Annotated in this window: 19 protein-coding genes and 3 pseudogenes; 13 read left to right on the top strand and 9 right to left on the bottom strand. The window is 67.0% G+C overall.

Annotated elements, in window-relative coordinates; all coding sequences use genetic code 11:
• Positions 1 to 118 precede the first annotated feature (118 nt).
• Positions 119 to 2,023, bottom strand: coding sequence for a hypothetical protein (locus D7D52_RS10085; RefSeq protein WP_120736073.1), 1,905 nt, complete (start codon positions 2,021 to 2,023; stop codon positions 119 to 121).
• On the bottom strand, positions 2,020 to 2,436 hold the full coding sequence (locus D7D52_RS10080) for a hypothetical protein (protein ID WP_162958247.1): 417 nt from the start codon (positions 2,434 to 2,436) through the stop codon (positions 2,020 to 2,022). The genes D7D52_RS10085 and D7D52_RS10080 overlap by 4 nt, the downstream gene beginning before the upstream one ends.
• 398 nt (positions 2,437 to 2,834) lie before the next feature.
• Here D7D52_RS10080 and D7D52_RS10075 point away from each other — a divergent pair, with 398 nt between their 5' ends.
• The 4 genes and pseudogenes from D7D52_RS10075 (at position 2,835) to D7D52_RS40290 (ending at position 5,588) form a co-directional block, all read left to right on the top strand.
• The gene (locus D7D52_RS10075; protein ID WP_120736071.1) at positions 2,835 to 4,268 is read left to right on the top strand and encodes an ATP-binding protein; all 1,434 of its coding nucleotides are present in this window, start codon (positions 2,835 to 2,837) and stop codon (positions 4,266 to 4,268) included.
• Positions 4,269 to 4,457: 189 nt separating this feature from the next.
• Positions 4,458 to 4,811, top strand: a pseudogene (locus D7D52_RS10070) (acyl-ACP desaturase); the annotation flags it as partial.
• 32 nt (positions 4,812 to 4,843) lie between these two features.
• Positions 4,844 to 4,981, top strand: a complete 138-nt coding sequence (locus tag D7D52_RS40295; RefSeq protein WP_120743974.1) for a helix-turn-helix domain-containing protein — start codon at positions 4,844 to 4,846, stop codon at positions 4,979 to 4,981.
• 490 nt (positions 4,982 to 5,471) lie between these two features.
• The gene (locus tag D7D52_RS40290) at positions 5,472 to 5,588 is read left to right on the top strand and encodes an SHOCT domain-containing protein (protein ID WP_425464669.1); all 117 of its coding nucleotides are present in this window, start codon (positions 5,472 to 5,474) and stop codon (positions 5,586 to 5,588) included.
• Between the two features lie 713 nt (positions 5,589 to 6,301).
• Here D7D52_RS40290 and D7D52_RS10055 read toward each other — a convergent pair.
• Positions 6,302 to 7,627: a sensor histidine kinase gene (locus tag D7D52_RS10055; protein WP_120736070.1), complete on the bottom strand. Its 1,326-nt coding sequence runs from the start codon at positions 7,625 to 7,627 to the stop codon at positions 6,302 to 6,304.
• Between the two features lie 144 nt (positions 7,628 to 7,771).
• Between D7D52_RS10055 and D7D52_RS10050 the strand changes: the two genes are divergently transcribed.
• The 6 genes and pseudogenes from D7D52_RS10050 to D7D52_RS10025 all read left to right on the top strand — a co-directional run.
• On the top strand, positions 7,772 to 8,344 hold the full coding sequence (locus tag D7D52_RS10050) for a hypothetical protein (RefSeq protein ID WP_120736069.1): 573 nt from the start codon (positions 7,772 to 7,774) through the stop codon (positions 8,342 to 8,344).
• On the top strand, positions 8,341 to 9,021 hold the full coding sequence (locus tag D7D52_RS10045; RefSeq protein WP_246023738.1) for an ABC transporter ATP-binding protein: 681 nt from the start codon (positions 8,341 to 8,343) through the stop codon (positions 9,019 to 9,021). Before D7D52_RS10050 ends, D7D52_RS10045 begins: the two co-directional genes overlap by 4 nt.
• Positions 9,018 to 9,701, top strand: a complete 684-nt coding sequence (locus D7D52_RS10040) for an ABC transporter ATP-binding protein (protein WP_120736068.1) — start codon at positions 9,018 to 9,020, stop codon at positions 9,699 to 9,701. The genes D7D52_RS10045 and D7D52_RS10040 overlap by 4 nt, the downstream gene beginning before the upstream one ends.
• Positions 9,695 to 12,334 (top strand): ABC transporter permease, encoded by a 2,640-nt coding sequence (locus D7D52_RS10035; protein ID WP_120736067.1) that lies wholly within the window; start codon positions 9,695 to 9,697, stop codon positions 12,332 to 12,334. The genes D7D52_RS10040 and D7D52_RS10035 overlap by 7 nt, the downstream gene beginning before the upstream one ends.
• Positions 12,335 to 12,392: 58 nt before the next feature.
• Positions 12,393 to 13,160, top strand: a complete 768-nt coding sequence (locus tag D7D52_RS10030; protein WP_120736066.1) for a response regulator transcription factor — start codon at positions 12,393 to 12,395, stop codon at positions 13,158 to 13,160.
• Between the two features lie 293 nt (positions 13,161 to 13,453).
• Positions 13,454 to 14,011, top strand: a pseudogene (locus D7D52_RS10025) (acyl-ACP desaturase); the annotation flags it as partial.
• Here D7D52_RS10025 and D7D52_RS39055 read toward each other — a convergent pair.
• Entirely contained in the window at positions 14,007 to 14,585 is a 579-nt protein-coding gene (locus tag D7D52_RS39055; RefSeq protein ID WP_246023736.1) for a hypothetical protein, read from the bottom strand. The pseudogene D7D52_RS10025 and the gene D7D52_RS39055 sit on opposite strands and share 5 nt — an antisense overlap.
• Positions 14,586 to 14,679: 94 nt before the next feature.
• A complete protein-coding gene (locus D7D52_RS37665; protein WP_162958085.1) occupies positions 14,680 to 15,483 on the bottom strand; it encodes an ATP-binding protein in 804 nt (267 codons plus the stop codon).
• 16 nt (positions 15,484 to 15,499) lie between these two features.
• Between D7D52_RS37665 and D7D52_RS10015 the strand changes: the two genes are divergently transcribed.
• Positions 15,500 to 15,667 carry a hypothetical protein gene (locus D7D52_RS10015; RefSeq protein ID WP_187703131.1) on the top strand — a complete coding sequence of 56 codons (168 nt, stop codon included), beginning with the start codon at positions 15,500 to 15,502 and terminating at the stop codon, positions 15,665 to 15,667.
• A 292-nt stretch (positions 15,668 to 15,959) separates the two neighbouring features.
• Here the strand turns inward: D7D52_RS10015 and D7D52_RS10005 are convergent.
• A pseudogene (locus tag D7D52_RS10005) lies at positions 15,960 to 16,214 on the bottom strand (helix-turn-helix domain-containing protein); the annotation flags it as partial.
• A gap of 110 nt (positions 16,215 to 16,324) precedes the next feature.
• A complete protein-coding gene (locus D7D52_RS38655) occupies positions 16,325 to 16,858 on the bottom strand; it encodes a DUF5753 domain-containing protein (protein WP_222932874.1) in 534 nt (177 codons plus the stop codon).
• Between the two features lie 157 nt (positions 16,859 to 17,015).
• Here D7D52_RS38655 and D7D52_RS37660 point away from each other — a divergent pair, with 157 nt between their 5' ends.
• Positions 17,016 to 17,588: a hypothetical protein gene (locus D7D52_RS37660; protein WP_162958245.1), complete on the top strand. Its 573-nt coding sequence runs from the start codon at positions 17,016 to 17,018 to the stop codon at positions 17,586 to 17,588.
• Positions 17,579 to 17,881, top strand: a complete 303-nt coding sequence (locus D7D52_RS09990; protein ID WP_120736061.1) for a hypothetical protein — start codon at positions 17,579 to 17,581, stop codon at positions 17,879 to 17,881. The genes D7D52_RS37660 and D7D52_RS09990 overlap by 10 nt, the downstream gene beginning before the upstream one ends.
• On the opposite strand, the gene D7D52_RS09985 is transcribed toward D7D52_RS09990, so the two are convergent.
• Entirely contained in the window at positions 17,875 to 18,609 is a 735-nt protein-coding gene (locus D7D52_RS09985; protein ID WP_120743971.1) for an HAD family hydrolase, read from the bottom strand. The two genes, D7D52_RS09990 and D7D52_RS09985, sit on opposite strands and share 7 nt — an antisense overlap.
• 49 nt (positions 18,610 to 18,658) lie before the next feature.
• Complete coding sequence (locus D7D52_RS09980; protein ID WP_120736060.1) at positions 18,659 to 19,348, bottom strand: response regulator; 690 nt, start codon at positions 19,346 to 19,348, stop codon at positions 18,659 to 18,661.
• Between the last annotated feature and the right edge of the window lie 14 nt (positions 19,349 to 19,362).

Here is a 19,362-nt window from a genome sequence, read left to right as displayed (position 1 = left end):
ACCGCGATCATGGGCACCGGCAATATCGGCAGCCGCTTGGCGGCCGATCTCACGGCCGGGGGCACCGACGTGCTACCGGCTCAGGTGGCATCCGCCTGCTCGCCGTGGAGCTCGATGCTCACCGCGCCCGGTCGAGCCGTTCGGCGATCTGCGCGGCGAACCACGCCGCGTTGGTGGGATGCGCCAGCGGTTGTGCTTCGAGGAGCGTGGCACGCGCCGCGTCGATCCGCTGATCGGCCATATACGCGTCGGCCAGATCGATCAGGGCGGCGATCAGTTCCGCGGTCGATTCCGCACGCCTGAGGTACTCGACTGCCCGGAGCAACAGCTCGACAGTCGTGCCGTCGGCCGCCGCCAGCGCGACCGCTCGCCAGGCCCGCCCCACGGTGGCCGGGGAGTTCCACCGCTCCGCCAGCCGGAGCTCCTCGGCCGCGAGTCGGCGGCCATCATCCTGTTCACCCAACGAGACCAGTTGCAGCGCAGCCGAACTGCGCCACGGCAGGTGGGCCGGATTGTGCTGATCCCAGCCCGCCAAGCGGCGACCACAATCCAGGAAATGTCCCACGGCTTCCCGGGGCAGGCCCTGCGCGGCGCAGACGAGCCCCCGCACATAGAGGACGCTGCACCACTCCCAGGACTCCGGATTGTCCTGCACGCGCGTGGATTCGAGCCACCGATGCGCCTCCTCGACCCGCCCCGACCCGAGCAGAGCGTGGGCGTAGAGCGCGACCGGCCCCGCCGGTCGCCGCACGGTGACGCCCGGCGGATGCACGGTCACCAACCCGCACGTCCGCTCGGCCTCGGCGTAACGAGCCTGGCGCAGCAGCACTTCCGTACGCAGGAACAACCGGTAGGTATCGAGCAGGCCGAAATACTTGTCGTCACTGTGATCACTGAGCCGACCCGCCAGAGCCAGACTGTCACACCAGAGCGCGACATGGGCGAGCACGCCGACCAACTCGGGCGGCACCCGCTCCTCCGCGGCCGGTTCCGCCGCGATCGGGAACCGGGCGCGCGCCTCCTCGGACGAGACGCGCACGGCCACGACGTCGTCGACGAGCAGGACGGCCGCGGTGACAGTATCGGGCGCCGGATCCCGTTTAGCGCGTTCGATATAGGAGCTCCACGCGTGCGCGGTCAGACCGGTGATCATCCAGCGCGACGCCCGCAATGTCGTCGCCATCCGCGCGTCGCGGGCCGCGGTCTCGTCGATCACCACATTCAGCAGGTCTTCGGCCTCCTGCGGCCGTTGCGCCGCCACGAGCGTCCAGGCCAGCGGAATCAGCGCAGTCGGAGCGGCTTTCGCGGCCCGCTGGCCGGCCAGCGCCGATTCGAGATAGCTGTGCGCGGCCACCGGATCGGTCCATTGCTTCAACAGGCCGATCCGGACCAGAATGTCGTCCCGCTGCTCGACGGGGGCGATCCTCCGGGCGGCCTCCAGATGCGTGGTCGCCTCCGGAAGCGCCAGTACGCGAACCGCTTCCGTGGCCGCGTCGATCAAGGTGGGCACCCACTGCGACCACTGCGGCCCCGATAGTTCACCCAAATAGCGCGCGACAGTCCGACTGTCGAAGGACAGCAGGGTGGCGCGTTGCGCGGCGGCCGCACGCATCTGCTGCGCCACCTCCGCCGGGCACAGGCGGCGCAGCGTGCCCGAGGGTAACGCATGCCGCAGCCGGGGCGGGTCGACCGAGGCCAGAATTGCCTGGTCGACAAGCAATACGCAGCGGTCCCGGACCTCGTTGCCGGACTGCTCGCTCACCGCCGCCACCACTTCGAGCGGTGCGTCGTGGTCCTGCAGCACCGCGATCGCGAACAGCATACGAACCCCAGCCTCGGAATACGCGTCGAGCTCACGGCGGACGGCCCGCAGATAGGTGCCGCCGGGCAGGTGATCGGGTACCCGCTCCGGACCGTCGAGCAGCGCGGGGGCGACGCCCATCTGCGACAACAACAGCCGAGCCGCCGCCACCGTCTCCGCCGACGCACTCGCCGACGCGGTGGCGGTGCCGGGCGCACTCATCGGGACAGTCCGTCCAGAACAGGACCGAACACCTCGGCGATCGCCACCGGCGCATAGATAGCCAGACGCTTGCGGGATGGGCTGGCGAGCAACAGAACCCGGTCGCCGAGGAACAGATTCACCCGCCGCCGCCAGCGATACGGGACTCGGACGAAACCGGCACGGACCACCATCGCCGCGCCCGGCACCACGTCCGTCCCCGGCTCGGCGACCAGCACCGCGCCCTCGGTACGCAGGCCAAGGAGGTCGCCCTCGGACCAGCCCAGTGCCGCGAACAGCTGCCGGTCCACAATCCGGCCCCCATGGCCGACCGTCGAGAGCCCATAGGCCAGATCCGACGGACGAAGCGGGGGAGGCGACGGAGCGATCATGGGGCCGTGCAACAGCTCCTGCAACGGTGCCTGCGGCGGCACCAGTAGGGGATCATCGCGCGACTCCGTCCGGACGCGGGCACACGAGCGCGGCGTCGGCAGCGGAGGTTCGGGTCACACCTGCCAGATATCGTTGCAGGTCAGAGGGGTTCGTCATGGTCATCCTCCGCGTGTGCGAGCGTACTCGAACACGCATTCCTCGGATGTGTCACCCATGCCACGATCTTGTGCGCGAGGCGGGACTTGAACACATAAACCCGGTCCACGAGCCTGGGGCTCGTGTTCATGTGCGCTAGATTACGCACCCGGGGAGGGTGATCGTCAAGATGTCAAGTCGGGCTCTCCCGCGCAGATGTATGGTGTACATCACATAGATATGATCTTACTTAGACTGAATCTAGGTAAGATGAATTCTGTCTTAATTCGCGGAAGGGGAGCGGATGGAGTTCAAGGGGCGCGCGGCGGATCTCGAACTGTTGGAGCGGCAGCGGAAATCGGTGGTGGACGGGACCGGTGCGACGCGCGGTCGGGCGGTGATCATGACCGGTCGGCGGCGGGTGGGGAAGTCGCGTCTGGTTCAGGAATTCTGTGATCGCTCAGGTCTGCCGTATGTGGTCTTCCAAGCGACGCGGGGACGTAATCCTGTCGCCGAGCGGGAGGAATTCGTCGCCACCCTGGCGCATTCGCCGCTGCGGGGGGCGGAACTGGTCGAGGGGATATCCGCGGGGGACTGGAACCAGGCGCTGCGAACCGTGGCGATCGCGTTGCCAGACGATGCCGCGAGCATTGTCGTGATCGATGAGGTGCCCTGGCTGGTGGAACAGGACTCCGAATTCGAAGGTGCGCTGCAGACGGTATGGGATCGGCACCTCTCGGCCAAGCCGGTGCTGCTGGTGCTGGTCGGCAGCGACATCTCGGTCATGGAGGCGCTGCAGTCGCACGGTCGCCCGTTCTTCGGTCGGGCGGCGAAAATGACTGTCGCGCCGTTGCATCTGGCGGATGTGCAGGCAATGACCGGGCTGTCGGCGGCCGAGGCCGTGGACGCGCTGTTGATCACCGGTGGGTTCCCGGAGATTGTCCAGTCGTGGCGACCGGGCATGAGCGGCACCGATTTCCTGCGTGACGCCACCACGAACCCGCTGTCACCGCTGCTGGTGGCGGGTGAGCTGACGCTGCTCGGGGAATTCCCCGAGTCGTCGCGCTCGCGGGCGGTGCTGGAGGCGATCGGTAGCGGGGAACGCACGTTCGGCACGATCGCCGCCGCTGCGGGCAGCACGGGCGCATTGCCGGCGGGAACGTTGACGCCGTTGCTGAATACGTTGCAAGCCAAACGGATAGTCGCTGCGGATCTGCCGCTGTCGACCAAGCCGGACAGCAAGAACAAGCGGTACCGCATTGCGGACTCCTATCTGAGGTTCTGGCTGGCCTTCCTGGAGCGCGGTATTCCGCTCATCGAACGCGGTCGGGGGGATCTGGCGTTGGAGCGCATCGAGCGTTCCTGGACGGGGTGGCGTGGTCGTGCGGTGGAACCGATCGTGCGGGAGTCGTTGCTGCGCTTACTTCCTGATGCCGCCTGGCCCGAGACCGAAGCAGTGGGCGGCTGGTGGAATCGGCAGAACAATCCGGAGATCGACCTGATCGGTGCTGACCGCGAACCTGTCGCGGGCACGGTGCATTTCGTCGGATCGATCAAGTGGCTCGAGGCACGGCCGTTCGACCGCCACGACTACGACGCCCTCGCACGCGGTGTGCTCGCCATCCCGGGGGCCGAATTCGACACTCCGTTGGTGGCGGTCTCGCGCTCCGGGGTCGATGGCGATCTGCCGGTCGCGGCGCAGTGGGGTCCGGAAGATCTGCTACGTGCATGGCAGTGAACCCGGTTTGACCGATAGCGCGGACGCTCCCCGTGACTCGCCGATCGGCCCGAGCCCCTCGTGATCGAACAAGAAACGGCAATGCTGAACGGGCAGGACGCCTTCCGGTTCGGTGGTGGGTCGTGGCGCGACGAAGCGTGATTCGCGGTCGTTCGGGGATCGTTGTGCAGGGGTACCGTCTCCTGGACGGCCAAGGACTGGAATCCGCACGACTATGTACCGTGGGACGAGGGTCGCAACTTCGCCGCGATGGGCGGAATCGATTGGGACCCTGAGCAATCCAGGTTGTCGGAGGTCGCGAAGGTCGCGATGATCACCAATCTGCTCACCGAGGACAACCTGCCGTCGTACCACCGCACCATCGCCGAGAACTTCTCCATGGATGGTGCGTGGGGAACCTGGGTGGGTCGCTGGACCGCCGAGGAGAACCGCCACGCCATCGCCATGCGCGACTACCTCGTCGTTACCCGCAGTGTCGACCCCGTGGCCCTGGACAGCGACCGGATGGTCCACATGACCAAGGGCGTGCACATGCCCGTCGGCTACGGCGGCTCGCAGAACTCGCAGCACAAGGACTGGCCAACAAGGAGATCGCCGCGCGCCTGTACCTGAGCCCTCGTACCATCGAGGATCACCTCAGCCGTATCCTGCGAAAGCTCGGCCTCACCAGCCGGGCAGGTATCGCCCTACACCTGGCCGCATTGAATGGCTGACCGTCCTGTCGTCCGGTGAACTCCACGGTTCCGGCGGAGGCGGCCTCGATGACCGCGCGACCCGACGCGCGATGCGCCACCGCCGGTAAGTTCGTGATTTCTGAAGGTCTTTCGGGACGAACTTGCGAGTTCGGAGGCCGGATACCCGGTGTGGGGCCGCGGGTTCGTCGGTCTCGGCCGATGGGGGAGTCGGTGGTGATCCTGGTCAGGAGATGTGCGGCGAGACCGGAGTCGGTGAAGGCCAGTTTCGGGGTGGAGATTGCGCGTGCGCCTGACCCTCACCACTGTTCAGGTGATCGACACTCCGGGTTGCCCTACGAAAACGGCTACCCGGTCAGATAATTCAGGCGTGTCCGAAACCTCCGGGTCGGGTCGGCGTCCTTTGGGTGTCGTCCTGCTCATCGCTTCCATCCTGGACGGTACCGTCGCATGGTTGCTGCTCCGCCACGGTATGTATGTGGCTCATGATGTATGTGGCTCATGACATCCCCTGAAGCTGCGACAGCGGGGGCTCGACCAACTCGAACGTCTCGCCGCCATGTACCGCGAGGGCCTGCTCACCGACGCCGAATTCCAGCGCGCGAAGGACACTCTGCCCGGCTCCTGACCCGGATACGCATTGGGGCTTGGATGCCGAAGCGGCCCTGTATGCGTGGAACGAATTCAAATCCCGGGGCATCGTCCCGGCCGAGCTGACGGCCAGGAATGGGAGACACCGTCGCGGTGTGCGGGCTGGCGTGTGCGAGACGTCGCGGGCACACCTTGCGCTGACACCCCAGCCCATGCCGGTGCGCACGCTGCTGTCCGCCGGGGTGCGAGCCCGCGGCAACTACAACCGCATGATCGATCAACTGACCGTCGCGCACGCGAGGCAGCCTGTCTCCGAACTGGTTTCGCAGATTCGCGAACATGCCTCATCACGGCGGCTGCCTGCGCCGACCAACTACCGCAACATCCTGTTCGACGTCATCGTGCACGGCCAGGACATCGCACTGCCGCTGCAGCGCGCGCTGACCGTCGACCCGATGGCGGTGGCGGCAGCCACCGCACGTGCCGCCCAAATCGGCAGGCCGGTCTGGGGCGGCTATCGCCTCGATGGAATCCGTCTGTGCGCCACCGATATCGACTGGGAGCGCGGTGCCGGACGAGAAGTCTGCGGACCGATCTCGGTGCGGCTGTCGCGTATGCGCTCACCCGTCCGGTTCGTGGCCAACAGCAAGATTGAGCTTTCGTCCGCGTCGTCGATACCGCGCACTATCAGGCAGCCCGGTCTGACCGGGGCGAGATTCGACGCGTGCGCTGACGCGATGGATATCGAGGTCATGAACCCCGGAGCAGGAGGGCGAAGGTTGGGTGGGGTGCGGCGTGGCGCAGTATCAGCCGCCCGCCCTCGGCCTCGGCGAGGGTGCGGGCCAGTCCCAGGCCGATGCCGTGGGTGTCGCCGGTTCCTGTGGTGCGGGCGGTGAAGGCGGCTTCGGGGTCGGTGAGTCCGGGGCCGCGGTCGGAGACCTCGATGAGCAGGTCGTCACCGACGGCCTGGGCGCTGACCGTGGTGGGGCCGGCGCCGTGGACGAGGGCATTGTCGATGAGGACCTCGAGGACATGGTGGATCGCTGTGGGCGAGGCGTGCACTTGGGGTAGCTCGGGTGAGTAGGTGACCCGGAAGGGACGGGCGTGTTCGGCGAAGATGGGCTGCCAGTGGTCGAGGAGGGTGGCGAGTATCTCTGGCATTGCCAGTGGCGGGCGTGTCCCCGCTCCGGTGTCGCGGGCCAGACGGAGTAGGTCCTCGATGGTGGTTTCGAGCTTTTCGCCGCGGCGCACGGCCGTTGTCATTGCCTGGCGTAGATCCGTATCCGCTTGTGACAGTGCGGATTCCAGCCCGAGGAGGAGTGCGGTCAGCGGCGTGCGCAATTGGTGGGAGACTTGGGTGCTGAAGGCGCGTTCGCGGTCGAGCAGGGTTCCCAGACGTTGCGCGGTGACCTCCAGCGCGCCGGCAAGGGTGTCGGCCTCGACCACGCCGGAGCGTCCGGGGTGGATGGTGAAGTCACCATCGCCGAGGGCGCGGGCCGAAACGGTCAGGCGTTCCAGGGGTTCGGCGATGCGTCGACCCTGGTGGCGCGCCAGCAGGGCGGCGATCCCGATCACGAGGGCGCCGAGCAGGGCCATGATCGTCCACGCATGCCAGGTGCGGTGGGTGACTGGAGCGTTGGGGACCGATACCCGCACGGTTGCCGCCACCGCCTGGTCGGAGGGCACCGGCACCGAGACGGCCAGGTCCGATCCCTCCACCTGGACATGGGTGCGGCCGTCTGCGGCCGCGGCGGCCAGAGCGGAAGTGGCCGGGCCGTTTTCGCGGATCAGCCGACCATCGATGGTGTAGATGCCGACGGTGCGATCTCCCGGCAGATCGGTGGGCAGGGATACCGCGCTGCCGTCGGTGGCGATGGTGTCGGGCACGACCGTGGCCACCCGGACGGCATCACGCTGCAGTTCGGTGACCGCATTGCTGTGGTCCATGTGTTGTACTGCCACGCCGAGCGGGATGGCGAACAGCAGCATGGCGAGCGCGGTGACCGAGACGATCGAGGTCCGCACCCGGGTCCGCAGGGAATGTCCGCGTGCCGGTGTCGGTGTGCGAGCGGTCATCATCGGATTCCTTCCCGCAACCCGGTCCTGTCTGGCTACATCCTTGCGCGTCGAAGGTAAGCATCACGCTTACCTTCGCTTATGCCGCCGCTAACCGGCGGGTTCGTAGCGTTGACGGCAGCACTCACAGCAAAGGAGGCCGCCATGTTCCACTGGATTCCGGGTCTGGTCACCGGGACGGTCGTCCTGGCCACCGTCACGGCCTGCGGTTCGTCGGGCACATCGACCAGTGGTTCCCCGGAGACCAATCCGGCCGGCGACATTCCGGACAGCACCGTGTTCGTGCCCTACGCCTATCCGGCAGGCAACTACTCGGTCAAGGTGCCGCAGGGCTGGGCGCGGACCGACCGGAGTTCGGCGGTGGTGTTCACCGACAAACTCAACACCATCACACTGACCGCGGTCCCCGCACCCGCCGCGCCGACCGTCGTGTCGGCCCGCGACAGCGAAGTGCCCGCCATCACCGCCGCGGGAACCAATGTTCATGTCACCGGGGTGGCCACCGTGCAGCGCGCCGGCGAAACGGTGGTGCAGATTTCGTATTCGGCCGACAGCGCACCGGATCCGGTGACCGGCAAGGTCGTTCGCGACGCGGTGGAGCGGTACGAGTACTTCCGCAACGGCACCGAAGCCATCGTCACCCTCGCCGGGCCGGTCGGGGCGGACAATGCCGACCCCTGGATGACGGTATCCGACTCGCTGCGGTGGACGTCGTGACGCCCGTGTTGCGTGCCGAGCAGCTGTACCGGTTCTACCGCGCCGGAGCCGAGGAGACCCTGGCGCTGCGCGGGGTCTCTCTGAGCGTGGACGCGGGGGAGACGGTCGCAGTCACCGGCCCCTCGGGATCGGGCAAATCGACTCTGCTGGCCTGTCTTTCGGGCATCGACGAACCGGATGGCGGTTTTGTCCACCTCGGAACCGAGCGCATGAGCCATCGGCCGGAGATGGAACGCGCCGCACTGCGGGGGCGTCGGATCGGGGTGCTGCTGCAGGCCGGGAATCTGATGCCGCACCTGACGGTCGCACAGAACATCGAATTGGTCCAACGCCTGGTCGGCAGGCGGGAACGGCCGACGCCGGGCGAAATCCTGGACGCGGTCGGTCTTGCCGATCGCATGCGGGCCCGCCCCGGTCAGTTGTCGGGCGGCGAGGCCACCCGAGCCGGACTGGCGGTCGCGTTGGCGAATGCGCCGAGCGTCTTGCTCGCCGATGAGCCCACCGGCGAATTGGACGACGCCACCGAAGCGGCGATTCTCGACTTGCTGCGACGCCGGGCCGAGGCAGGGTGCGCGGTCCTCGTGGTGTCGCACAGCGGCGCGGTCGCCGGTTGGGCCGATCGCGTTCTTCACTTGCGGGACGGGGCATTCGAGACCGCCGAATCGGGTGCGCCGTGACGGTACTGGTGCGGTGCCACGATGTCGGCCGTACGTTCGGCGCGGGCACGACGGCGGTGCCTGCTGTGCGGGCGGTGAATTGCCAAGTGCACCAGGGCGATCTGATCGCTGTCACCGGGCGCTCGGGTTCCGGGAAGTCGACGCTGCTGCACCTGATGGGCGATCTGGATCGTCCGACCAGCGGAGTGGTGTCGTGGCCCGGGCTGTCGGAGGATCCGGGCCGGGTCGGCTTCGTATTTCAGGCCCCGAGCCTGCTCGGGCCACTCGATGTGTGCGAAAACGTCGCTTTGCCATTGCTGTTCGCCGATATCGGGGAGGCCGAGGCCCGACGACGTGCGGAGGAGGCGCTCGAGGTGCTCGGTATTGCCGACCTGGGGCATCGGCTGCCTCACGAATTGTCGGGCGGTCAGGCGCAGCGCGTCGCGGTGGCACGGGTGCTGGCCGCCCGCTCGCCGCTGGTGCTGGCCGACGAACCGACCGCGCGACTCGACCCGGAGCACCGCGACCGGGTGATCGATGCGCTGCTCGCCTTCGCCGAACGGACCGGCGCCGCGCTGGTGGTGGCCACTCATGATGTCGCGGTCGCCGCGCGGTTCACGCTGCGCTGGCGCGTGCACGACGGTCTACTCGACCCCGCCGCCGCGGAAACCGCACGGGGGCAGGGAGCTTCGACATGCTGACCGTGCTGTGGCTGCGTGGGCTGATCCGGCTGCGGTCGGGGCGGCTGCTGGGCGCGACCGCGGGGATCGCGGTGGCGGTCGCGCTGCTGGCGGCGCTCGGCAGCTTCCTGTCCGCGTCCGAGGCGACCATGACCGAGCGGTCGATTCAGCGGGTGGCGGTGGACTGGCAGGTCCAGGTGGAGCCCGGGGCCGATGCGGCGGTGGTGCTGAACACCGTCACGGCCGATCCCGCGGTGGCACGCGCGCTGCCGGTGGGATTCGGCACCGCGACCGGACTGCACAGCACCGTCGACGGTGCGACGCTGTCCACCGGATCGGCTCGAATCCTCGGACTGCCAACGGATTACACGAGTCTTGCACCTACTCAAATCCGCCATCTCACCGGTTCGCGTGATGGGGTTCTGGTAACCCAGCAGACAGCGGCCAATCTGCATATCGCACCCGGTGAAGCGTTCACCATCGAACGGCAGGATCTGCCACCGGTCACACTGACCGTGGCGGGCATAGTCGATCTGCCGAAGGCGGACAGCCTGTTCCAGTCCATCGGCGCGCCGCGAGGAGCCCAGCCCACGGCCACGCCGGACAGCGTGGTGCTGTTGCCCGCCGAGCACTGGCACGCACTGTTCGATCCGCTGGCAGTGAGCCATCCGGACCAGGCGCGTACGCAGATCCACGTGCAGACCCACCACGATCTACCCGCGGACCCAGCGGCGGCCTACAACCAGATCAGCGGCGCGGCACGACATCTGGAGGCCACACTTGCCGGTGGCGGGCTGGTGGGCGACAACCTCGGCGCCGTGCTGGGAGCGGCCCGCGCCGACGCGCTCTACGCCCATGTGCTGTTCTTGTTCCTCGGTGTACCCGCGGCGGTGCTCGCCACCGTGCTCACCGCGACCGTTACGGGCAGTGGCGCCGATCGCCGACGAAGCGAGCAGGCGCTGTTGCGGATTCGCGGCGCCGACACGGCACACCTGCTGCGACTGGCGATGATCGAGGCTGCGGCCGTGGGAGTGGCGGGGTCCCTGCTTGGCATCGGGGCGGCCCTGCTGCTCGGTGAATTCGCCTTCGGCTCCGGCGGATTCGGCGCGACGCCGACCGCTGTGGTGGGCTGGACCGTCGCCGCCGCGGCGATCGGCATCGGGATCGCGCTGGCTACGGTCTTTCTTCCGGCGCGCCGGGATCTCCTCACCCCGGCGGGCGTTCGGGGTGCGGCGCGCTGGATGCGGTGGGGGTTGGATTACTGGCTGCTTGCGGGTGCGGCGGCGGTGTGGCTGGCGACTCGGCGCACGGGATATCAACTGGTGCTCGCGCCCGAAGGGGTACCGCAGATCTCGGTCAGCTATTGGGCGTTCGCCGCGCCGGCCTTGCTCTGGCTGGGCTCTGCCTTGCTGTACTGGCGGCTGACGACAGTGCTGTTGCGGTCCGGCCGCCCACTGCTCACCCGTCTCCTGCGTCCGCTGACAGGCACGTTGTCGGGAACCGGCGCTGCGCTGTTGTCGCGCCAGTACCGAATGATCGCCCGCGCCGTGGTGCTGCTCGCGCTGACCATCGCCTTCGCCTGCTCGACTGCGGTCTTCAACGCCACCTATCAGCAGCAGGCCGAGGCCGATGCCCAGCTCACCAACGGCGCGGACGTCACTGTGACCGAGCCGCCGTCAGCTGCCGTACCCGCTTCCGCCACAACAACTATCGAGCAGGTCCCGGGGGTGCGATCGGTCGAGCCGCTGCAACATCGTTTCGCTTACGTCGGCGCGGATCTGCAAGATCTCTACGGCATTCGCCCCGCCACCGTCGGCTCGAATCTGCGACTGTCCGATGCCTATTTCTCCGGTGGCACGGCCAGGCAGCTCGTCGATCGGCTGGCCCACCACCCCGATGACATTCTCGTCAGCCAGGAAACGGTCAACGACTTCCAGTTGCGGCTCGGCGACACCCTGCGATTGCGGCTGGTCGATGCGGGCAGCGGTCAGCAGATCACGGTGCCGTTCCACTACGCGGGAGTGGTGAAGGAATTCCCGACTGCGCCCAAAGACAGCTTCCTCGTCGCCAATGCCGACTACATCGCCACCCGGACCGGAAGTCCGGCCGTGGGCGCCTTCCTCATCACGACCAACGGGACACCTGTGGGCGTGGTCGCCGACCGGGTGCGCTCGGCGCTCGGCCCGGGGCCGACGGTGACCGATATCCAGAGCACTCGATCCGTGGTCGGCTCCAGTCTCACCGCTGTCGATCTGTCCGGATTGACGCGCGTGGAGCTAGGTTTCGCAATCCTGCTCGCCACCGCGGCGACCGGCCTGCAACTGCTGCTCGGATTCAGCGAGCGCCGCAGACTGTTCGCGCTGACCAGCCTGCTGGGGGCCCGCTCACGACTACTGGCGTCGCTGGTCTGGGCCGAGATCGCGGTCACCGTGCTCACCGCCACCGTGCTCGGCGCGGCGCTCGGCTGGGTTCTCAGTGAGCTGCTGGTCGCAGTCCTCACCGGAGTTTTCGATCCGCCGCCGACCAACCTGGCGGTTCCCTGGGGCTATCTGGGCATCGTCGCCCTCGCCGCCGTGGGCGCGACGGTCGCTGCCGGGGCCCGCGCGGTGCAGGCCGCGCGCAGGCCCGCCTTGGATGTGTTGCGCGACCTGTGAACCGTGCGGTTCCCGGGCTTCCCGGGGTGGATCGGACGGGCCGCCTACGATCGGGGGCGTGGCGCAACTGCTCGTCGTCGAGGACGACCCGGATATCGGTGCCGAACTCCGCGACGCCCTCATCGGACACGGCTACACCGTGGAATGGGCGCAGACCGCGGCGGCGGCCGAGACGGCGGCGGTCCACCATCGACCCGACCTGATCCTGCTGGATCTGGGTCTGCCCGACCGCGACGGGGTCGCGCTCTGCAGGCTGCTGCGTGCCGCCTTACCCGCCACGATCATCGTCGTACTCACCGCCCGCACACAGGAATTCGAGGTGGTGGTCGCCCTCGACGCCGGCGCCGACGACTATCTCACCAAGCCGTTCCGGCTCACCGAACTGTTCGCCCGGCTGCGGGCGCACCTGCGTCGGCAAACCGCCTCCGCGGGTGCGACGCCGCTCGTCGAGGGGAATCTCCGGATCGACCCGCATGCGCGGCGCGCTTGGCTCGGCGACATCGAACTAACTTTGCGTCCAAAGGAATTCGACCTCCTACACCTGCTGGTCGAGCATGCGGGCGAGGTGGTCACCCGAGACACCTTGATCACGACGATCTGGGACGAGCACTGGTTCGGCTCGACCAAGACCCTCGACGTCCACATTTCCGCATTGCGCCGCAAACTGGCCGAACTGGGTGAGGATCCGCTCGGCATCACCACCGTGCGCGGGCGCGGATACCGGTTCGAGCGCCACGCCCCCCGATCGGTGCGACCGGCGGCGCCTCACAAGCTGACCGCGACACCTTCGACTCAGGACGAAAATGGCGGTGACCGACCGCTGTGAAGGGATATCCGCGGTGGATTGGAACCAGGCGCTGCGATACCGTGGCGATCTCGTTGCCCAGGCGGTGTCGCGGGCATTGTCGTGATCGATGAGGTGCCCTGGCTGGTGGAACAGGACTCCGAATTCGACGGTCCCCGTGACTCGCCGATCGGCCCGAGCCCCTCGTGATCGAACAAGAAACGGCAATGCTGAACGGGCAGGACGCCTTCCGGTTCGGTGGTGGGTCGTGGCGCGACGAAGCGTGATTCGCGGTCGTTCGGGGATCGTTGTGCAGGGGTACCGTCTCCTGGACGGCCAAGGACTGGAATCCGCACGACTATGTACCGTGGGACGAGGGTCGCAACTTCGCCGCGATGGGCGGAATCGATTGGGACCCTGAGCAATCCAGGTTGTCGGAGGTCGCGAAGGTCGCGATGATCACCAATCTGCTCACCGAGGACAACCTGCCGTCGTACCACCGCACCATCGCCGAGAACTTCTCCATGGATGGTGCGTGGGGAACCTGGGTGGGTCGCTGGACCGCCGAGGAGAACCGCCACGCCATCGCCATGCGCGACTACCTCGTCGTTACCCGCAGTGTCGACCCCGTGGCCCTGGACAGCGACCGGATGGTCCACATGACCAAGGGCGTGCACATGCCCGTCGGCTACGGCGGCGTGCTCGATCAGGTCGTGTACGTCACGTTCCAGGAGCTCGCCACCCGGATAAGCCACCGCACCACCGGCAAGGTGTGCGACGACCCCATCGCCGATCGCCTGCTGGCGCGCATCGCCGCGGACGAGAACCTGCACATGATCTTCTACCGCAACATCACCGCTGCCGCGTTCGACCTCGCCCCCGACCAGGTCATCGACCTGCATACAGGACACTCAACTCGTTGGAGCGGTTCGCTTGACGCCCGAAGACAGTTACCGCGCGCACCAGCAGGACGAGGGCGCGCCGCGCGCGCTCCGGAGCCGCCCTCGGATCCGCCAGCAGATACCAGGCCAGGTGCAGGTCGCTGATGCCCTCCCCGGCGGCGAATCCACTGCGTGCGCTGATTTCGTGTGCCGCGGTGAGCGTTTCGACGACGGCGGCCATGTTCCCGTCCTGGAACTGCACCGCCCCCACGCTCCACAGCGCCGCCGCACGCATGGGCCCGGGTGGATCCCGCCGGTCGCAGGCCGCCCCGAACGCCACCGCTGCCGAGCGCAACTCCTCGCCCGCACCCATATCCGCCAACGCATTACAGCGCCGCAAATGCGCCTCCAGCACCAGGACGTCATGAGCCGGATCAGCGTCGTCGAGCAGAGTGAGCGCGGCATCGGAGGCCCGCAGCGCGGGCTCGGCGGCGCCGATGTGGCTGGAGGTCAGCGCCAGCCCGATCAGCGCGGCGGCGCGATCCACGACCGGCGCGGTGGGACATAGGTCCAGAGACCGCTGCAACAACCGTATCCCTTCGGGCACCGGACCGACCATCGTCCACAGATAACGCAGCGCACCGGCGGTCCGAAGGGCCTGCGCCGGAGCATGTTCCAGGTCATGGGCGATCCCGGCCCGGAGATTTGGCCAGCTCGGCCGCGAGCTCGTGGACGGCCCCGCCGAGTCGAGGCCCGTCGAGTAGCGGCACTCGGCCTGCCACGAACGCCCGCGCCCATTCCGCATGCGCTGCGGCCGTACCCGCCGGATCGGGGTCGGTGGCCCGGCAGTGGCGCCGGATCGTTTCCAGCAAGCGATACCGCACATGACCTGACGACATCTCCGCGGTCAACACGGATCGATCGACCAACGACGCCAGCTTCGCGAGCACCGCACCGTCTACGCCCGGCGGGTGCACCGCCGCGGCGGCCTCCCAGGTGAATCCGCTGTCGAAGGGCCACAGCCGCAGCAGTAGCGCCCGATCCTCGCCGGGCAGTTGGTCGACACTCCAGGCGATGGCCGCCTCCAGCGAATCATGTGGCGACACCGACCCGCGCGGGGTAGAGGAGAGGGCATCGAGTCGCTGGTGCAGATGCGCGGCGATGTCGGCCAGGCCGAAGGCGCGCGCCCGCGCCGCCGCCAGTTCGATCGCGAGCGGGAGGCCGTCCAGGGCCGCGCAGATTTCCTGTGCCGCAACGGAATCCGCTTCGGTAGGCGTCCAATCCAAGCGGCTGGCGCGGACCCGATCGAACAGCAGCTCCACCGCGGATCCACTGCCACTGTCCAACGGCAACGGCGCCAACGCCACCACTTCCTCGCCCACGACCCCCAACGCCCGCCGGCTGGTCGCCAGCGATCTCGGCGCCGCCGAGATCGTCTCGGGGCCGGCGGAGCTGTCGGCTCCGGTGTACGGAGTCCTCGACAATGTGGGCGGAGCTCAGTTGGCCGAGGCGTTCTACCGACTGGAATTCGATGGCGTCGTACAAGCTATCGGACGGGCGGCTCGGGAAGCGACCACCATCGATTTTGAAGTGGCGGGGACGAATTCGGCGCGCGGACGGCTGGAGAACTTCAATGAGGTGATCTCATCAACTTCGGTGTGTGCTTGAGGGATTCGGGCATTCGGGAGTTTCGGGACTTGCCCGGTCATGGGCGTGGAGTCCCAGGTAGACCGGTTTTCTCCCACAGAATTCCGATGCCTGAAGGACTCCACGTGATCGCCTATCGTGCCATGCTCGACGTGTCCCGGGAGCTGGTCTGCCATGTTTCGCGGTTGCTGGCCGCCCAACGGCGAGCCCGGGGCACCCGCCGCGGTGCCCGGGCGCTGACACCGTTTCGGCAGGCGATGTTCGTGCTGGCCTGGTTCCGTAAACGCGAGGACATCGCGGTGCTGGGCGCAGGTTTCGGTATCAGCCGCTCGACCGCCTCGGTCTCGCCGACATAGCGCCAGGCCGTGGTCGTCGAGATGTCGAACCCGGCACCGAGATCGGCATAGGTTTCGGCTTTACGCAGGTGAGCCAGCACGAGCAAGGCTTGACGGCCCGGGTCGAGCTTACGCCAGACCGAGCCGATCGCGCGGCGATGCCGGCGGATCAGCCCGGCCACGAAGTGGAGAGTCTGGCGTGACAACGGCAGCGCGGAACGGTAGAACAACACGTGAAGCCCTTGGTACTCAGCAGTTTTGGTCGACAGCTGATCTACCAGGGGCTTCACCATTCACGGAGCCGACACGCCACACCAATCACCCACTACCACAACGGATCTCACTAGAGATGAAAAGGGCTCAGTGCCTTGGTCACCAAGTGTTCTGCTCGATCGTCGAATACTGCTTGATCGGTGAGGATTTCGAACGTCTTCACATGCAGGGCAACACCTTCGCGATCATCGATGATGATCTCGCCTGCCACCAACTCGGTCGATGCCTGGGAATTGTCGTGGATCACGAATCCTGGCGCGGGTGCTCGGTATCCGGCGTCTCGCGGCACGATTCCGATGCTGACGTTCGGATTGTTCATGACGTCGAGCAGGTGTGTCAGTTGCTCGAACATGATTCTGTGGCTGCCGACCGTTCGATGTAAAACCCACTCACCCATCAGGAACCGGAACTTGTGTCCGCTTTGGGCGAGGAGTTCTTGTCGGCGCATTCGGGCTTCTACGACGCTGTCAAGGTCGCTCGGGAGGCCAAGAACGTCGATGCACGTGCTCAGAATCTCGTGCGCATACGCTTCGGTCTGTAGGAGGCCGATGATCAGATCCGGTTGCCAAGTCCGGATCAGCTTGGTGCGCGCTTCTCCCGAGATGAGCCCGTTGAAGGGGAGCGAGCCCGGTCGAACAGGTGGACTGCCAGGGGTTGTACCGCATCGCTACCGCCTTGCACTCGCTGGTGGTGACGCCCGACATGCCGATCGTAAGTTGTAGGGGGTCTGGATATTTCGGAACTTCGGAGACTTCCGACATTTGGTGGATTCAGAAGGCGAAGCGCTTGCCTTTGGTCGCCCAGAGGATGCGGCCGCGGTGAGTGAGTTGCCAGCCATCGCATGGGGCGGTTTCGACCGGGGAGTCGCGCGTCGGCTCGGTGCGCTACTCGGAGAAACATCGATTGTCGCAAGTCGCCTGTGGAGCGCTGTCGGTGATCGCCCGATGGCTCTGGCCAATTGCGTGTATGCGCGGCGGCTTGCGGACCAGCTGCAGGATCCAGCTCTGGGTGGGATCGTGCGGATCTTCGAAAGCAATCTTCGATCCGATGCCGGAACATTGATCGGTTCCGACGGCGACGTCGTGATCGGCCTCAGACTGTTACAGGAAGCCGCCGCTGTCGGGGAATTTTTGCCTCCGGCGGCCAGGGCACGGATCGCTGCCGAGCAAGCTCAGACGTATGCGGTACTGGAAATGCCACGAGAATGCCGAGAGGCCTTGGCAATCGCTGAGCGTGCTGTCGACGATGTCGGTGAGGGGGACCGAACAGGGTTGTTCAGTGATTGGACGACCGCGCGCCTCCGCGTCTACGAGGGACGTGCTGGTTGTTCCTGAACGAGCCGCGGAAAGCGATAGCTGCGCTGGAAGTCGCGCTGCAGGCCACTGGACAGGGAGACCTCAATGTGGCGCTCGCCGCGAAAGTCGACCTTGCCAGTGCGTACGCGCTGGACGGCGACCTCGTGGAGGGCTGCCGCTTGATTGGTGAGACCTATGAGACCTTGACCGTTCTCGGCAATCAGCGTGGCATCGAGCGTGCGGGGCGAGCTGTCGATCGGTTGGGGCACTGGCGTACGGAACGACCGGTTCGCGAGCTCCAGCAGCGGATCGCGGCGTTGGCAACTCAGTGAACCGGCCGCTCCGGACAGTGACCGACCAACTCCTTTACCGCTGCTACTACCGTATCCGGTTGCAACACATCGATAATCGCGTCGGGAGAGTACGCCGCCAGGTCACTGCGGGTCGCTCTGTGGGTTACGACGATGGCATGGAGTCCGGCGTGGCGAGCGCAAGCTATGTCGTTGGGGGCGTCACCGATGACTACTGTGCGTGAGGGGTGGAATTCGTTGCCGTACTTGGCTGCAAAGCGTTTGGCGATGAATTCTGGGAGTTCGAATCGGTTTCTCGCGTCGGAACCGAACGCGCCGATGTCGAGGTCGAGATGCGGGCTTAGACCGGTGACTCGGAGCTTGAGTTCGGCGGCGGGACGCAGGTTGCCGGTGAGGACGGTTTGGACGAATCCTTGGGCGTCCAGCGCTGCGATGGTGGCGGCTGCGCCGAGGTAGGCGGGTTGGGCTTTGGCCAGTTCTTGCTCGCCGGCCTCCATTACACGAGCCAGTTGTCGATGGAATTCAGGGACGCCCTGTTCGGCGATCTCTGGTGAAATGCCGGATGTGACAGCGGTATCCACCACGATGGACTCATCGGTGTAGCCGTGGACTCGCGCGGACGGGAAGGTTACGGCTGCTTCCGGGAGGGTGTAGGTCCGGGCGATGGCTCGGCGGAGCCACCGCAGGTCGGCCGGGATCAGGGTGCCGTCGACATCCCACACGACGAGTCCTGCATACTCCGTGCTCATGTCCTGCATTCTGGCAGAGCCGAGTCTGTGGGGCTTGGTGTCGGAAGGGTCAGCGGACGTCGTCGGCCCAGTTGTCGCCGTGTTCGTGGCGGAGGTGTTCGGCGAGGATGGCGGCTTGGGAGCGGCGGGCCAGGCCGAGTTTCGAGAGCAGGGCCGAGACGTAGTTGCGGACTGTTTTTTCCGAGAGGTAGATCTTGGCCGCGATCTCCTTGTTGGACAGGCCCTGGCCGATGTGGAGGAGGATCTGTTTCTCGCGGTCGGTGAGGTCTGCGTCGGCGAGGGGGTTGGCGGGGGTGCGGGTGTGGAGGCGCTGGGTGACCTCGGCGGCGGTGTGGGGGGCGATGAGGGTTTCGCCGGCGGCTACGCGGCGGATGGCGTTGACCAGTTGGGGGCCGCGGAGTTGTTTGAGGACATAGCCTTTGGCGCCGGCGAGGACGGCGCCCAGCAGGGCCTCGTCGTCGGAGAACGAGGTGAGCATGAGGACGTTGAGGTCGGGCAGCTCGGACATGAGGTCGCGGCAGACGGTGACGCCGTCACCGTCCTCGAGGCGGACGTCGAGGACGGCCACGTCGGGGCGGACGGCGGGGATGCGGCGCAGGGCCTCGGCGGCCGAGCCCGCTTCGCCGGCGACCACGATGTCGCCCTCGGCTTCCAGCAAATCCTGCAGGCCGCGGCGGACGATCTCGTGATCGTCGAGCAGGAAGACTCGGATCTTGTCGGAGTTGTCCACGGTGCTCATCCTCGCAGGTGATC

This window comes from Nocardia yunnanensis (assembly GCF_003626895.1).
Lineage (GTDB): Bacteria > Actinomycetota > Actinomycetes > Mycobacteriales > Mycobacteriaceae > Nocardia > Nocardia yunnanensis.
Note: the sequence above shows the minus strand (reverse complement) of the source record. Positions and strands in the feature narration are given on the sequence as shown.

Bases quoted from the DNA above. Each gene is read 5' to 3' on its own strand.
- D7D52_RS10050 (WP_120736069.1), top strand. From the start codon at position 7,772: ATGTTCCACTGGATTCCGGGTCTGGTCACCGGGACGGTCGTCCTGGCC.
- D7D52_RS09980 (WP_120736060.1), bottom strand. From the start codon at position 19,348: ATGAGCACCGTGGACAACTCCGACAAGATCCGAGTCTTCCTGCTCGAC.
- D7D52_RS10055 (WP_120736070.1), bottom strand. From the start codon at position 7,627: ATGACCGCTCGCACACCGACACCGGCACGCGGACATTCCCTGCGGACC.
- D7D52_RS10075 (WP_120736071.1), top strand. From the start codon at position 2,835: ATGGAGTTCAAGGGGCGCGCGGCGGATCTCGAACTGTTGGAGCGGCAG.
- D7D52_RS10035 (WP_120736067.1), top strand. From the start codon at position 9,695: ATGCTGACCGTGCTGTGGCTGCGTGGGCTGATCCGGCTGCGGTCGGGG.
- D7D52_RS09985 (WP_120743971.1), bottom strand. From the start codon at position 18,609: ATGAGCACGGAGTATGCAGGACTCGTCGTGTGGGATGTCGACGGCACC.
- D7D52_RS10085 (WP_120736073.1), bottom strand. From the start codon at position 2,023: ATGAGTGCGCCCGGCACCGCCACCGCGTCGGCGAGTGCGTCGGCGGAG.